Source organism: Phyllobacterium chamaecytisi (assembly GCF_020164455.1).
GTDB classification, from domain to species: Bacteria; Pseudomonadota; Alphaproteobacteria; order Rhizobiales; family Rhizobiaceae; genus Phyllobacterium; species Phyllobacterium chamaecytisi.
Genome location: NZ_JAIQWW010000011.1, coordinates 1 through 13,591, shown reverse-complemented (window position 1 = coordinate 13,591; position 13,591 = coordinate 1). Strand labels below are relative to the sequence as shown.

13 protein-coding genes are annotated in these 13,591 nt (G+C 57.0%); 3 read left to right on the top strand and 10 right to left on the bottom strand.

What is annotated here, in order from left to right:
• Positions 1–27: 27 nt before the first annotated feature.
• Positions 28–1,935, bottom strand: coding sequence for a propionyl-CoA synthetase (locus LB462_RS17190; protein WP_224510572.1), 1,908 nt, complete (start codon positions 1,933–1,935; stop codon positions 28–30).
• A 122-nt stretch (positions 1,936–2,057) separates the two neighbouring features.
• Between LB462_RS17190 and LB462_RS17185 the strand changes: the two genes are divergently transcribed.
• Positions 2,058–2,222, top strand: coding sequence for a hypothetical protein (locus LB462_RS17185; RefSeq protein ID WP_183665176.1), 165 nt, complete (start codon positions 2,058–2,060; stop codon positions 2,220–2,222).
• Here the strand turns inward: LB462_RS17185 and LB462_RS17180 are convergent.
• The 5 genes from LB462_RS17180 to tkt form a co-directional block, all read right to left on the bottom strand.
• The gene (locus LB462_RS17180) at positions 2,219–2,968 is read right to left on the bottom strand and encodes an SGNH/GDSL hydrolase family protein (RefSeq protein WP_224510570.1); all 750 of its coding nucleotides are present in this window, start codon (positions 2,966–2,968) and stop codon (positions 2,219–2,221) included. The two genes, LB462_RS17185 and LB462_RS17180, sit on opposite strands and share 4 nt — an antisense overlap.
• 184 nt (positions 2,969–3,152) lie before the next feature.
• Entirely contained in the window at positions 3,153–4,178 is a 1,026-nt protein-coding gene (locus tag LB462_RS17175; protein ID WP_224510568.1) for a class I fructose-bisphosphate aldolase, read from the bottom strand.
• A 174-nt stretch (positions 4,179–4,352) separates the two neighbouring features.
• Positions 4,353–5,549: a phosphoglycerate kinase gene (locus LB462_RS17170; RefSeq protein ID WP_224510566.1), complete on the bottom strand. Its 1,197-nt coding sequence runs from the start codon at positions 5,547–5,549 to the stop codon at positions 4,353–4,355.
• A gap of 242 nt (positions 5,550–5,791) precedes the next feature.
• Positions 5,792–6,799 carry a type I glyceraldehyde-3-phosphate dehydrogenase gene (gap, locus tag LB462_RS17165; protein WP_224510564.1) on the bottom strand — a complete coding sequence of 336 codons (1,008 nt, stop codon included), beginning with the start codon at positions 6,797–6,799 and terminating at the stop codon, positions 5,792–5,794.
• A 57-nt stretch (positions 6,800–6,856) separates the two neighbouring features.
• A complete protein-coding gene (gene tkt, locus LB462_RS17160; RefSeq protein WP_224510562.1) occupies positions 6,857–8,842 on the bottom strand; it encodes a transketolase in 1,986 nt (661 codons plus the stop codon).
• 294 nt (positions 8,843–9,136) lie between these two features.
• On the opposite strand from tkt, the gene LB462_RS17155 reads away from it, so the two are divergent.
• A complete protein-coding gene (locus LB462_RS17155; RefSeq protein ID WP_209999170.1) occupies positions 9,137–9,409 on the top strand; it encodes a DUF4164 domain-containing protein in 273 nt (90 codons plus the stop codon).
• Positions 9,410–9,489: 80 nt separating this feature from the next.
• Positions 9,490–9,855 carry a cell division protein ZapA gene (locus LB462_RS17150; RefSeq protein ID WP_114431216.1) on the top strand — a complete coding sequence of 122 codons (366 nt, stop codon included), beginning with the start codon at positions 9,490–9,492 and terminating at the stop codon, positions 9,853–9,855.
• Here the strand turns inward: LB462_RS17150 and LB462_RS17145 are convergent.
• The 4 genes from LB462_RS17145 to LB462_RS17130 form a co-directional block, all read right to left on the bottom strand.
• A complete protein-coding gene (locus LB462_RS17145) occupies positions 9,852–11,666 on the bottom strand; it encodes an ABC-F family ATP-binding cassette domain-containing protein (RefSeq protein ID WP_224510560.1) in 1,815 nt (604 codons plus the stop codon). The two genes, LB462_RS17150 and LB462_RS17145, sit on opposite strands and share 4 nt — an antisense overlap.
• 151 nt (positions 11,667–11,817) lie before the next feature.
• Complete coding sequence (locus tag LB462_RS17140; RefSeq protein ID WP_224510558.1) at positions 11,818–12,135, bottom strand: YMGG-like glycine zipper-containing protein; 318 nt, start codon at positions 12,133–12,135, stop codon at positions 11,818–11,820.
• 153 nt (positions 12,136–12,288) lie between these two features.
• Positions 12,289–12,582 carry a YMGG-like glycine zipper-containing protein gene (locus tag LB462_RS17135; protein ID WP_112524617.1) on the bottom strand — a complete coding sequence of 98 codons (294 nt, stop codon included), beginning with the start codon at positions 12,580–12,582 and terminating at the stop codon, positions 12,289–12,291.
• Between the two features lie 93 nt (positions 12,583–12,675).
• On the bottom strand, positions 12,676–13,311 hold the full coding sequence (locus LB462_RS17130; protein WP_224510556.1) for a thiamine diphosphokinase: 636 nt from the start codon (positions 13,309–13,311) through the stop codon (positions 12,676–12,678).
• Positions 13,312–13,591 lie beyond the last annotated feature (280 nt).

Genomic DNA, 13,591 nt, shown 5'->3' with positions numbered 1-13,591 from the left:
CTGTCAGGAGGGTGTCATGAGTAGGGATTAATTTTTGACACCGATCCCGCGCGCATTGAGCACCAACTTGATCTCGTCGAGGATCGCGGGATCATCGATCGTGGCCGGCATGTTCCACGGCTCCTGATCGGCAATCTTCTGCATCGTGCCCCGCAAAATCTTGCCGGAGCGCGTTTTGGGCAGCCGCTTTGCCGTCAGTGCCGTCTTGAAAGCCGCTATCGGACCGATCTTCTCGCGAATCAACGCGACGCAATCCTGTTCGATCTCGGTCTCGTCCCGCGTCACACCCGATTTGAGCACGATGAAGCCGCAAGGCACCTGCCCTTTCAAATGATCGGCAATGCCGATCACAGCACATTCGGCGACGTCCGGGTGGCTTGAAAGCACCTCCTCCATCGCGCCGGTGGAGAGGCGATGGCCGGCGACATTGATGATGTCGTCGGTGCGGCTCATGATGTAGACATAACCGTCTTCATCGATGATGCCGGCATCGGCAGTCTTGTAGTAACCCGGAAATTCGGTGGTGTAAGCCTCGCGAAAACGCTGGTCGGCATTCCATAGTGTCGGCAGGCATGCGGGCGGCAACGGCAGCTTGACGACGATATTGCCGAGTTCGCCTCGTTTCACCGGATGTCCCGCATCGTCCAACACCTGTACATCGTAGCCCGGCATCGGCACTGTCGGCGAACCGTATTTGACCGTTAACATACCAAGCCCAGCCGGATTGGCCGCCATAGGCCAACCACTCTCTGTCTGCCACCAATGATCGATCACCGGGACGCCGAGTTTTTCCTCCGCCCATTTGATCGTGTCGGTGTCGGCACGCTCCCCGGCAAGGAACAGGTATTTCAGCGACGAGATATCATGCTTGCCGATGAACTCGCCTCTTGGATCTTCCTTCTTGATGGCCCGAAACGCCGTCGGTGCCGTGAACAGCACCCTGACCTTGTGCTCGGAGACAACGCACCAGAATGTACCCGCATCCGGCGTTCCAACCGGCTTGCCCTCATAGACGATGCTCGTCGCACCGATGAACAGAGGCGCATAGGCAATATAGGAATGGCCCACGGCCCAGCCTATGTCCGAAGCCGCCCAGAACACATCGCCCGGCCTTGTGTCATAGATCGCGCCCATGGACCAGGCAAGCGCCACCAGATGCCCGCCATTGTCGCGCACGACGCCCTTGGGCTGGCCAGTCGTACCGGAAGTGTACAAAATATACAGCGGGTCCGTCGCCTTCAGCGTGGCGCACGGCACTTCACGTCCCGCCGCAGCGGCAACCGCCTCCGCATAGTCGAAATCACGCCCATCGACCATCTCGTGCGGCTGCTGGGGACGAACGAGGATCAGGCAGGCGCTGACCTTGTGCTTGGCCTGTTCGATCGCCTTGTCGAGCATGGGCTTGTAGGCGACGACCCGCCCAGGTTCGAGGCCACACGAGGTCGCAATGATCATAACCGGCCTGGCGTCATCGATGCGCGTGGCAAGCTCGTGCGCGGCAAAGCCACCAAAGACCACGGAATGCACGGCCCCGATGCGAGCGCAGGCAAGCATTGCCGTGACCGCCTCCGGCACCATGGCCATGTAAATGATCACGCGGTCGCCCTTTTTGACGCCCTTGTCTGTCAGAACTGCTGCCAGCGCATTGATATCGCTCAAAAGCTCCGCATAGGTGATCTTGCGCTGGGTCCCGGTTACCGCGCTGTCGTGGATGAGGGCAAGCTGATCGCCGCGCCCCTGCGCCACATGGCGATCAACGGCGTTGTAGCAAGTGTTGCACTCAGCCCCCACATACCAGCGGCCATAGGGGCCTCCGTCGGGATCGAAGACCTTTTCCCATGGCCGGATCCAATCGATCGCTACGGCGGCATGAGCCCAGAATGCCTCCGGGTCGGCCTGCCATTCCTGATAGATTTCATGATATCGCGATGTCATCCGTATCCTCCCGGCTCAGAGCATCCCTAATGTGCCACGCAGAGTCAAAGGTGGAATTGACAATCGCACATTGATCGACCACTGCTCGGCTTACCGATCATCCGCGCAGGTAGAATGCCTTCATGACCAAAATCCTGCCTCTGGTGCTGATCCTGATGATGGCGTTGCACATCATCAAGCCACTGGGCTGGCCGGGATTGAAAAAACGCGGTGATTTCTGGAAGATAGCCGCCGGTGCCATTCTTGCGATGTTCGCGCTCGTTCTGCTCGGGCATGCGGGCTATTAGGTATTCGCTGGATCGCTTTCCGCTTCTGCCAGGTTGAGAATATAAGGCACGAGATGTTTTGCCCAGGCATCATATCCAAGCGCCGAGGCATGGAAGCCGTCGCTGGAAAAGCCTTCCGGTCCCTCTATCGGCAGACGCGTCGCAGGTATTGCCATGCGCTCGCGGCATAGCCGCTCACCCAGTCTGTTGATTGCACTCGCCCTTGCTTCAAGGATCCGCCCGAGCAGCGGCGGCATGGCGGGCACATCGCGAAAGTCGATGACCTTCGACCAGACGATATGGGCTTCCGGCCACTTCGCCTTCAGCGCGTAGAGCAGCCCGCCAAACTCGCGCTTGAAGCGCGGCAGTGAATGGAAGTTCTTGGCGTCGTTGGTGCCGGTCGTCAGCACGATATGGGTCCACATACCGCGCTCTAGATTAGGCACGACGTGATCGCGCAATTGGCCGGACGTCGCCGAATTGAAGCCCGCGGTGCGCCAGATGATCTTGCGCCCGGTCCGCCCCTGCAGATGCACCGCAAGCCGCACGCAAAGGCCCTGCCATGCATCCGTGACGCCAACACCGGCAGCGGAAGAATCGCCAATCACCAGCAGCCTGATTGCCGGGTCCTTGCCGGCTATCTCACCTATGGGCAGGTTGCTTGGCGGCAGCATACGCTCTGTTTTCCGCCGCACGCTCGTGCCCTGCCACGCGTAAACAGGGTAGAGCAGCCAGCTGAGCAGCGGATGGAAGGGCGAAGGTTTCATTAGCAGGCAAATACCTCCCGTGCCATTTATGCATTCGCCTGAATGCATAAATGCTACAATAACACATTGGATTTCCACGCATAAATGTTTCCGTTACAAATCCCGGCGGGCAAATGGTGCGCAAAAAACCCGGGCTGATTGTCCAGCCCGGGCTCCATCAGATACGTTTTTGGATAAAAAACGCTTAAGCTGCTTTCTCGAGGTCTTTTTTCCAGCCGCCCATTGCGGCAAGACTGTTCATCTTCGCGCGGTGGGTAAAGGCTCTCTGGCCCGCTGCAACGTTCTCGGGTTTTCCATTCCAGGCGCTCAAGGCAGCCGCCTGCAGTGCACGGCCATAAGAGAACGAGAGCTTCCATGGCAGCGTGTAATTGGCATTCATCGCCGAAAGATGCGCAGTGGCTTCCTCGTCATTCTGGCCACCAGAAAGGAACGTGATGCCTGGAACTGCCGCCGGGACGGTTGATCTCAACAGCCGCACGGTTTGTTCGGCTACCTGCTCGACCGAAGCCTTGCGGGCATTCTTGCCGTCGATGACCATGTTGGGCTTGAGAATCATGCCTTCCAGCACAACGCGCGCATCATAGAGTTCATCGAAAACCGTCTTCAGAACCCATTCCGTGACTTCGTAGCAGCGTTCGATGGAATGCGTCGCAGGCTTGCCGTCCATCAGCACTTCCGGCTCGACGATCGGCACGATACCGGCCTCCTGGCACAGCGCGGCATAGCGTGCCAGCGCCTGCGCGTTCTGCTTGACAGCACCCCAGGTCGGGATACCGTCGGCAATACCGATCACGCCGCGCCATTTGGCAAAGCGCGCACCAAGCTTGTAATATTCGCCAAGCCGTTCGCGCAGTCCGTCGAGACCTTCAGTGATCGTCTCATCGGTGAAACCGGCAAGTGGCTTTGCACCCGCATCGACCTTGATGCCGGGAATGCAGCCATCAGCTTGGAGAAGTTTGACGAACGGCGTGCCATCCTTGGCACTTTGCCGAATGGTCTCGTCGTAAAGAATGACCCCGGAGATGTAATCCTTCATCGCTTCATCGGAGCGAAACAGCATTTCGCGATAGTCCCGCCGGCTATCGGCGGTCGATTCAAGTCCGATCGTGTCGAACCGCTTCTTGATTGTTCCTGTACTTTCATCAGCAGCAAGCAGACCCTTGCCGCCGGCAACCATTGCAATCGCGATATCTTCCAGGCGTTCGCTCATCAGTTATATCACTCCATTTTCCCACAGCGTGGGCCATAGCAGAAGCAAATGACAAACGGAACTATACACCAACTTATTGAAACGATTGAAATTTTTTCAACCGATTTAGAGAGATAACATTTTCTGTTGTTCGTTAACTGTAGCGGGCGACTTGTCCTCGATAGGGATAAATATCTATCGTTTCTTCAAAGCATCTACGCCGGGGAGAGGCTTGCCCTCCATCCATTCAAGAAATGCTCCTCCTGCAGTCGAAACATAGCTGAAATCGTCTGCAACACCAGCATGATTGAGAGCAGCGACGGTATCGCCTCCGCCGGCGACCGACACGAGGTGGCCCGCCTTCGTCCGCGCGGCCACATGACGCGCAGCGGCAACCGTGGCATGATCGAACGGATGCAATTCGAAGGCCCCGAGCGGCCCATTCCACACCAGTGTGGAAGCATCGTCGATGGCGCCCTTGATGCGCTCGATCGATTGCGGGCCGACATCGAGAATCATGCCGTCATCTGGAATGGCATCAAGACCGTAAGCATGGAACGGTGCGCTAGCCTCAAAATGCCAGGCAACGATGGCATCCACAGGCAGGATGATGGTGCAATTGGCGGCATTCGCCTTGGCCATGATTTCCCGCGCGGTCGCGGCAAGATCGTGCTCGCACAGGGATTTCCCCACATTCACGCCCTGCGCGGCGAGAAACGTATTGGCCATGCCGCCACCAATAACCAGCGCATCGACCTTTTGAACGAGGTTGCCGAGAAGGTCGAGCTTGGAAGACACCTTGGCGCCGCCGACAATGGCGACGACCGGGCGTTTTGGATTGCCCAAGCCCTTCTCCAGCGCCTGAAGTTCTGCCTCCATCGTGCGTCCCGCATAGGCGGGGAGCACGCGCGCAAGCCCCTCGGTTGACGCATGGGCACGGTGAGCAGCCGAGAATGCGTCATTCACGTAGACATCGCCAAGCGCGGCCAGCGCTTCCACATAAGCCTGATCGTTCTTTTCCTCGCCCTTGTGGAAGCGGGTGTTTTCCAGAAGCAGAATGTCGCCATTTTTCAGTCTGGCAACCGCTTCCGCAGCCTTGTCGCCAACACTGTCTTCGGCAAATTGAACGCTGTGACCTATAACCTTCGATACCGCCTGCGCTATCGGCTTCAGCGAGAATTCCGGTGTCGGACCATCCTTCGGGCGGCCGAAATGGGCGAGCAGAATGACTTTCGCACCCTTTTTCGACAGTTCAAGAATGGTCGGCGCAACCCGCTCAATGCGGGTAGCATCGGTTACTTCGCCATGTGCTACGGGAACATTCAGATCAACGCGCACGAGCACGCGTTTTCCAGAGACATCAGCATCATCTAGCGTCTTGAAAACAGTCATGGTTTTATCCTCGTCGCAGAAATGGCTGGTGCGGTGCATATCTCTCCCCTTGTGGGAGAGAAAGGATTTTCTTGAATTTAGCCGCTTTGCCAAATTCTTAGAAAATCCAAGTGAGGGGGTAGTTCAATTAAAAAATCCCCTCTCTGGCGATTTCTAGCACTTGAGCGAAGGGCTCAAGATGCTGAAATCGCTTTCTCTCCCACAAGGGGAGAGATAATCGGCATCTACTGTCGCACTATAAATTATATAACCTTGCCGAAAGCCACAGCAGTATCAGCCATCCGGTTCGAGAAGCCCCACTCGTTGTCGTACCAGGACAGAACGCGCACGAATGTGCCCTCCAGAACCTTGGTCTGGCTGATGTGGAACACAGAAGAATGCGGGTCGTGATTGAAGTCGATCGAAACATTCGGCTCGTCTGTATAGCCAAGGATACCCTTGAGCTTGCCGTTGGCAGCCGACTTGATGGCGTCATTGATCTCCGCAACCGTCGTTGGCTTCTTGGCGACGAACTTGAAATCCACAACCGAAACATTCGGGGTCGGAACGCGGATTGAAGTACCGTCCAGCTTGCCATTGAGTTCAGGAAGAACGAGGCCCACAGCCTTGGCCGCACCGGTCGAGGTCGGGATCATCGACAGGGCTGCAGCACGGCCGCGATAGAGATCCTTGTGCATCGTGTCGAGCGTTGGCTGGTCGCCGGTGTAGCTGTGGATCGTGGTCATGAATCCATGATCGATGCCGACGGCTTCGTTGAGAACGTAGGCGACCGGCGCAAGGCAATTCGTCGTGCAGGACGCATTCGAAATGACCATGTGGTCTTTCGTCAGTTTGTGGTCATTGACGCCGAAGACGACCGTCAGGTCGGCACCATCGGCAGGCGCCGAAACGATGACCCGCTTTGCACCGGCTTCAAGATGAGCAGCGGCCTTGTCACGCGCAGTGAAGATACCGGTGCACTCGAGCGCGATATCGACGTTGAGTTCTTTCCACGGCAATTCGACAGGGTTGCGCACGGCAGTGACCTTGATCGGTCCACGACCCACGTCAATCGTGTCGCCATCAACCGTCACGGTTCCGGGGAAACGGCCGTGGACGCTGTCATAGCGCATCAGATGGGCGTTGGTCTCGACCGGGCCGAGATCGTTGATCGCAACGACCTCGATGTCGGTGCGGCCGGATTCCACAATGGCGCGAAGAACGTTGCGGCCGATGCGGCCAAATCCGTTGATTGCAACGCGAACTGTCATTTGTATGTCTCCCTGGGTTTTGGGGCCCTTGAATGGATTATGCAGGAATGGTCTGGATTATTTCAACTTGGCTTCCGCCGCTGCGACGATATGATCCGCGGTGATACCGAAGTGCTCGTACAGTGCTTCGATCGGGCCGCTGGCACCAAAGCCGGTCATCCCGACAAAGATGCCATCGATACCGATGAACCTGTCCCAGCCCATGCGGATGGCAGCTTCGACCGCAATCTTCACCGGCGCGTCACCGAGGATGACGCGTTTGTACTCGTCGCTCGTCTGTTCAAAAAGTTCGAAGCAGGGAACGGAGACGACACGCGTCGGATGGCCGTCTTCTTCCAGTTTCGTGCGGGCATTGAGAGCGATTTCGACTTCCGAACCTGTCGCGAAGATGGTGACTTCGGCCTTGCCGCTCGCCGCTGCGAGCTCATAGGCACCATAGGCGCACATATTCTCCGCGATATATTCCGTGCGAACCGCCGGAAGATTCTGGCGGGTCAAAGCGATTGTCGACGGCGTTTTGCGTGACTTGAGTGCCAATTCCCAGCATTCCGCCGTTTCAACGACGTCGGCCGGGCGGAAAACGTAATTATTGGGGATGGCACGCAGAGCGGCAAGATGTTCGACCGGCTGATGTGTCGGCCCGTCTTCACCGAGACCAATCGAGTCATGTGTCATGACATAGACCACGCGAATGCCCATCAGGCTGGAAAGCCGCATGGCGCCGCGTGCGTAATCGGAGAACGTCAGGAACGTCCCCGAATAGGGAATGAGGCCGCCGTGCAGCGAGATACCGTTCATCGCTGCAGCCATCCCATGCTCGCGAATGCCATAATGCACGTAGCGCTGACCGTAATCCTCAGGAGTGATGTTGCTGGTCTGGCTGGTCTTGGTATTGTTGGAACCTGTCAGATCTGCGGAACCGCCAATCGTTTCCGGCACAATCCCGTTGATGACTTCGAGCGCCATCTCGGAAGCCTTGCGGGTCGCAACCTTGGGCTTGTCTTCGGAAAGCTTCTTTTTGTAGGCCGAAATAGTTGCTTCGAAATTATCCGGCAAATCACCACTCAAACGGCGATCCCACTCGGCACGGATAGTCGAATCGGCTTTGGCCAAGCGCTCGTCCCAGGCCTTGTGTTCCTTATTGGAACGCTGACCCGCGGCACGCCAGTCATTGAGAATGTCGGCAGGGACAACGAAAGGCTCCGCCGTCCAGCCCAGCGCCTTGCGCGCGCCGGCGAGTTCTTCGGCCCCAAGCGGCGACCCATGAACCTTGTTGGTACCAGCCTTCGTCGGCGCACCAAAGCCGATTGTCGTCTTGCATGCAATGAATGTCGGCTTATCGGACTTGTGTGCCTTCTCGATTGCAGCGGCAATCGCATCCTGATCGTGACCGTCGACGCTTATGGAATTCCAGCCTGAAGCTTCGACGCGGGCACATTGATCGGTGTTGTCGGCGAGGGTAACCGGACCGTCGATCGAAATATTGTTGTGATCCCAGAAAACGATCAACTTGTTCAGCTTGAGATGGCCGGCAAGCGCGATCGCCTCCTGGCTGATGCCTTCCATCAAACAGCCATCGCCAACGATGACATAGGTATGATGGTCGACCAGATCGTCGCCGAAATGCGCATTCATGATGCGCTCGGAAAGCGCCATGCCTACGGAATTGCCAAGACCCTGACCAAGAGGACCTGTCGTGGTTTCGATACCGGCGGCATGGCCATATTCCGGATGGCCGGCCGTACGCGAGCCAAGCTGCCGGAAATTCTCGATCTGCTCGATGGTGATGTCTTCGTAACCTGTGAGGTACAGAAGCGAATAGAGCAGCATCGAGCCATGGCCAGCCGAAAGCACGAAACGATCGCGGTCGGGCCAATGCGGCGCCTTCGGATCGAACTTGAGGAAGCGGGTGAAAAGCACGGTCGCAATATCGGCTGCGCCCATGGGAAGGCCGGGATGGCCCGAATTAGCTTTTTCCACCGCATCCGCCGAAAGGAAGCGGATTGCATTGGCCATTTGGTTGGATTTCTCAGAATTGGTCATGTTCACCGTCTTTCGAAGAGGAAAGGAGATGCCGTCTCTGGACGCCGGTCAGACAATATCCAAAAGGCACGCGACACATAGCAGGTGTCTTCAGGGAGTCAATAAAACCTAAGGCAAAATGGGCCCGTCGACAAACGGGTCATTCGTCGCACGAGATTATTATCGGTGCATGACTGGACCATGACGGCGCGGATTGATTGACGTGGCGTTGATGTAACCCTTAGACTCTCCAAGATAAGCTGTTCTTCTTTTTGCGATTCGTTTAAAAAGATTGACACATGGGGAAGCATTGAAATGGCATCGGAAGCCACCCTCAAACAGGTTCTTGAAAGACTGGGAAAAGCTTTGGCCTCGCTCGAGGACGCGGTCGACGCACGTCTGGAGCACGAAGGCGATTTTGCCGAGGCCGAAGAAGAAGTGCAGCGCATGAACATGGACCGGCGCAAGCTGGCCCAGGAACTCGATGCTTCGGAAGGACGGGCCGAGCGCCTGGAGGCGGCAAACAAGGAAGTTTCGCGCCGTCTCGTGGCTGCGATGGAATCCATCCGTACTGTCCTCGATCGCTAAGTATTTCCAGGAAAAGTGTGAGGCGGTTTTCCGTCGGGAAATGCGACAAAACAAAGAGTTAAACCGGGAAGAAACATACCATGGCCACGGTAACAGTTACGATCGACGGCAAAGCCTACAGAATGGCCTGCGACGAAGGCCAGGAACAGCACCTGACAGGCCTTGCCGAGCGCTTTGACCGCTATGTCACGCATCTCAAATCGTCTTTTGGCGAAATCGGAGATCTGCGCCTGACTGTCATGGCCGGCATCATGGTCATGGATGAGCTCAGCGAATTGCAGATGCGGGTCAAGGGTCTTGAAAACGAGGCGGAAGCTCTGCGCAAGAGCCGCGACGAGGCCTTGGCCAAGGCCGATAACAATGACGCTGCGATAACCGGCGTGCTGTCCGAGGTTACGACCCGTATCGAGACGCTTGCAACCAAGCTCGCGCCAAAGGCGAATTAGCCTTCGATTTCTTCCCGTAGCATTTCAAGTTCGAGCCATTCATGCTCGTAAGTTTCGAGGCTATGGCGCTTCTTGCTGATTTCATCGACCGTCTTGTTGAACTGCGCCGCGTCCTTGGCGAAGAGTTGCGGATCTGCCAGCTTTTTCTCCAGCGTTGCAATCTCAGCGTGCAGCGCTTCAATCTTTCCCGGTAAAGTTTCCAGCGCGAACTTCTGCTTATAGGAAAGCTTGCGCTTCTCTTCCCGCTGTACCGGTAGCGCCTTTTCCACCGAACCAGCGGCGGGCTTTGCAGCTTTCAATTCCTTGCGCGTCGCCAACGCAGCTTCCTTGCGCTGCGCCAGCATGTCCGTATAGCCGCCAGCATATTCGAGCCAGCGACCATTGCCTTCCGGAGCGATCACCGACGTCACCGTCCGGTCGAGAAAATCGCGGTCATGGCTGACAAGAAGGACGGTACCCGCGAAGCCGGCTACCAGTTCCTGCAACAGATCGAGCGTTTCCATGTCGAGATCGTTGGTCGGCTCATCGAGCACCAGAAGATTGGCCGGACGGGCAAGTACTCGCGCCAGCATGAGCCGCGCTCTCTCACCGCCGGAAAGCTCGCGGATGGGCGTGCGCAGTTGCTCTGGTTGGAACAAGAAGTCCTTCATATAGGATGCGACGTGGCGTTGCTCGCCATTGACGATGACATTCTCGCCGCGCCCGTCGGTCAGATAGTCAGACAGCGTCTGCTCGAGATTAAGACTGTCGCGCTTCTGGTCGAGGATGGCGATCTCAAGATTGGTGCCGAGCTTGACGAAGCCGCTATCCGGCGCGAGCACCCCGGTCAGCATCGACAGCAGTGTCGTCTTGCCTGCCCCGTTGGGGCCGACGAATCCCACACAATTTCCACGCTGTATCCGCGTTGAAAAATCATTGACCAGCACCCGCTCGCCATAGGCTTTGACGAGGTGTTCCGCCTCTATGACAAGCTTGCCGGACTCTCTCGCATCGCTGGCTTTCAGCACCGCCTTGCCTTGCGCGCCGCGATGATTGCGAAACTCGCTGCGCATGGATTGCAGATCGCCAAGCCGCCGCATATTGCGCTTGCGCCGGGCCGTCACGCCATAGCGCAGCCAATGCTCTTCCCGCACGATCTGTCGCCCGAGCTTATGCAAGTCGCGCTCTTCCTCTTCGAGAACCTTGTCACGCCATTCCTCAAAAGCGCCGAAGCCCTGCTCGAGCCGTTTGGTCACACCGCGATCCAGCCAGATGGTCGAACGGCTGACGTTTTCCAAAAAGCGCCTGTCATGGGAAATAACCACGATCGCGGAACGTATCTGGCGCAACTCGTCTTCCAGCCACTCGATGGTAGTGAGATCCAGATGGTTGGTCGGCTCGTCGAGCAACAGAATGTCGGGTTGCGGCGCCAGCACCTTGGCCAGCGCAGCACGGCGTGTTTCGCCACCGGAAAGATTGTCCGGCTCTTCCTCGCCAGTGAGGCCGAGATGTTCGAGCAGATAGCTGACCCGGTAGAGATCGTCAGCCGGCCCAAGGCCCGCTTCGACGTAGGCGCGTACGGTGGCAAAGCCTTCCATATCGGGAGCCTGCGCCAGATAGCGCACGGTGACACCCGGATGCTTGAACACTTCGCCGTCGGTCGGCGCGATAAATCCGGCGGCAATTTTCAGCAGCGTCGATTTACCCGATCCATTGCGGCCGACCAGCGCAATGCGATCGTTTTCGCTGACGGAGATGGCCGCGTCGCTCAACAGCGGCGTGCCACCAAAAGTCAGCGCTATCTGGTCAAGACGGAGAAGAGGGGGAGCCATACAAGTTTACAGTTCTGGAAATGAAGCCACGATCGAAGATTGCCGTGCTTGTCGGCGAGATTGTTGCCGCTGTCAAATGTCATAAAGCAAAACAGGCCGGAATTTCCGGCCTGCTGTACCTATACAAAAGCTCTAAATCGATCGGTTACGATTAGTAACCACCGCCGCCATTGCCTTCGCAACGAGCCTCGTAGATGGATCCGTCACGCCGCTGGTAACGGCAATAGTTGCCGCTTTGTCCTCTCGGGGTCGTTGCGGTTCCGATGGCTGCACCAAGAAGGGCGCCGCCTGCTGCACCAACGACGGTGCTCTTCGTATCATGTCCAAGAGCTTGGCCAGCCAGCGCACCAACGCCGCCGCCGATCAAAGCGCCCGTCCCGGCACGTTGATTTTGCTCACTCGTCGCGCAACCGGCTACAGATAGGGCCAGAAGTGCAGAAACCGCAATTGCAGTTAAACGAATTGTCATCTTAAAATCCTCTCACATCGAAATAATACGAGCCAAACTCTGCGTAGATAATGCGGCAGAAGAAAGATCGCTGGGAGTTGCCCGGAAGATTGGCAGCCGCGAAAAAAACGGGCCGGAAATTTCCGGCCCCATCTCTTTTCTAGCTTAATGCAATTAATAGCGGCGGCATGGCGCGCGGTAGCGTTCGCCATAGCGATTTTCGTAAGTGCAATAGCGGCGGCCATCGTTGTTGTTTGTTGCAGCGCCTACCAAGGCACCACCAGCACCACCGATTGCCGCACCTGCAAGTGCGCCACGACCTGAACCTGTGATTGCACCGCCGGCGAGCGCACCGAGTGCCGCACCACCAACGCCATAACCGGCTACGCGCTGATCACTGGTCGTGCAACCAGCAACCGAGAGCGCCAAAAGCCCTGCGACTGCAATCGTGGATAAACTTTTCAACATGGAAGACCTCTCCGTTTTAAAACCAAACTCATCAGCTTGCGTCCCCAATGCTGGCTGCCAACAACTACACTTTCCGCTTTTATTTGACAAGCGTCAGGCGATTTGCGGCGCAGCGATAAGGATCGCTTTACCCGAATGAACTGACACGTGGAGATTCCCACGCACGGCATTCGACACTGTAAGCGATGAACCGAAAGAAAGTTCCACATTTTCAAGCGGCCAGCGCGCGCCATGGATAAAAAGCCCGCTTAATTGCGAAAATGCAACAATGCTGAAAAGGGTTCCATCGACAAAATCGAAGTCATAGGCGCCTGCAACCAGAGGATGCGCCTCTTCATAACCGCTCGAGAGAACAAGCTTCCTCCCTTCGGCTGCATACCGCGTCGCCATGGTCAAATGCAGCAGTGCGTGATCGGTGCGCTCGCCGCCAAAAGCCCCGCAGAGAATAACTTCAGTCGCACCCAGCCTGTAGGCTTCGTTCAGGGCGAGTTCGCCGTCGGTCATGTCCTTCTCGGACGGAAATTCCATCCGCGGAACTTTGGCATACTGTGCTGCGAGCTCCGCCGAGGTCGAATCGAAATCGCCAAGCCAAAGTTCCGGTTCGAGCCCTAGCGGGGCTGCATGGGCGATTCCTCCATCGGCAGCGAGCACCCGCGCCCCGGCTACAAGACGCAGGAGACGATCGGTAACATGGATGACTCCACCAAGAAGGATAACGAATTTGCTCATGGATCGCCCATAGCATGCGTGAGGACGGGGGGATAGATGCGCCTGTGAGCCGTCCGGATGGCAATGCTGCTGTGCGTGGTTCGACAAGCTCACCATGAGGGAAGTGGGTGGGCTGCACGATAAGCGGACGCGTCGCGATAGGAACGTTGCTGTATCTGGGCTCCCTGCCATCAATCTACTTCCCTCATGGTGAGCCTCATCCTGAGCTTGTCGAAGGGCGAACCACGCACAGCAGCATTGCCATCCGGCAGATCAGCACTCTTGAAGCGTCCAATCTAAA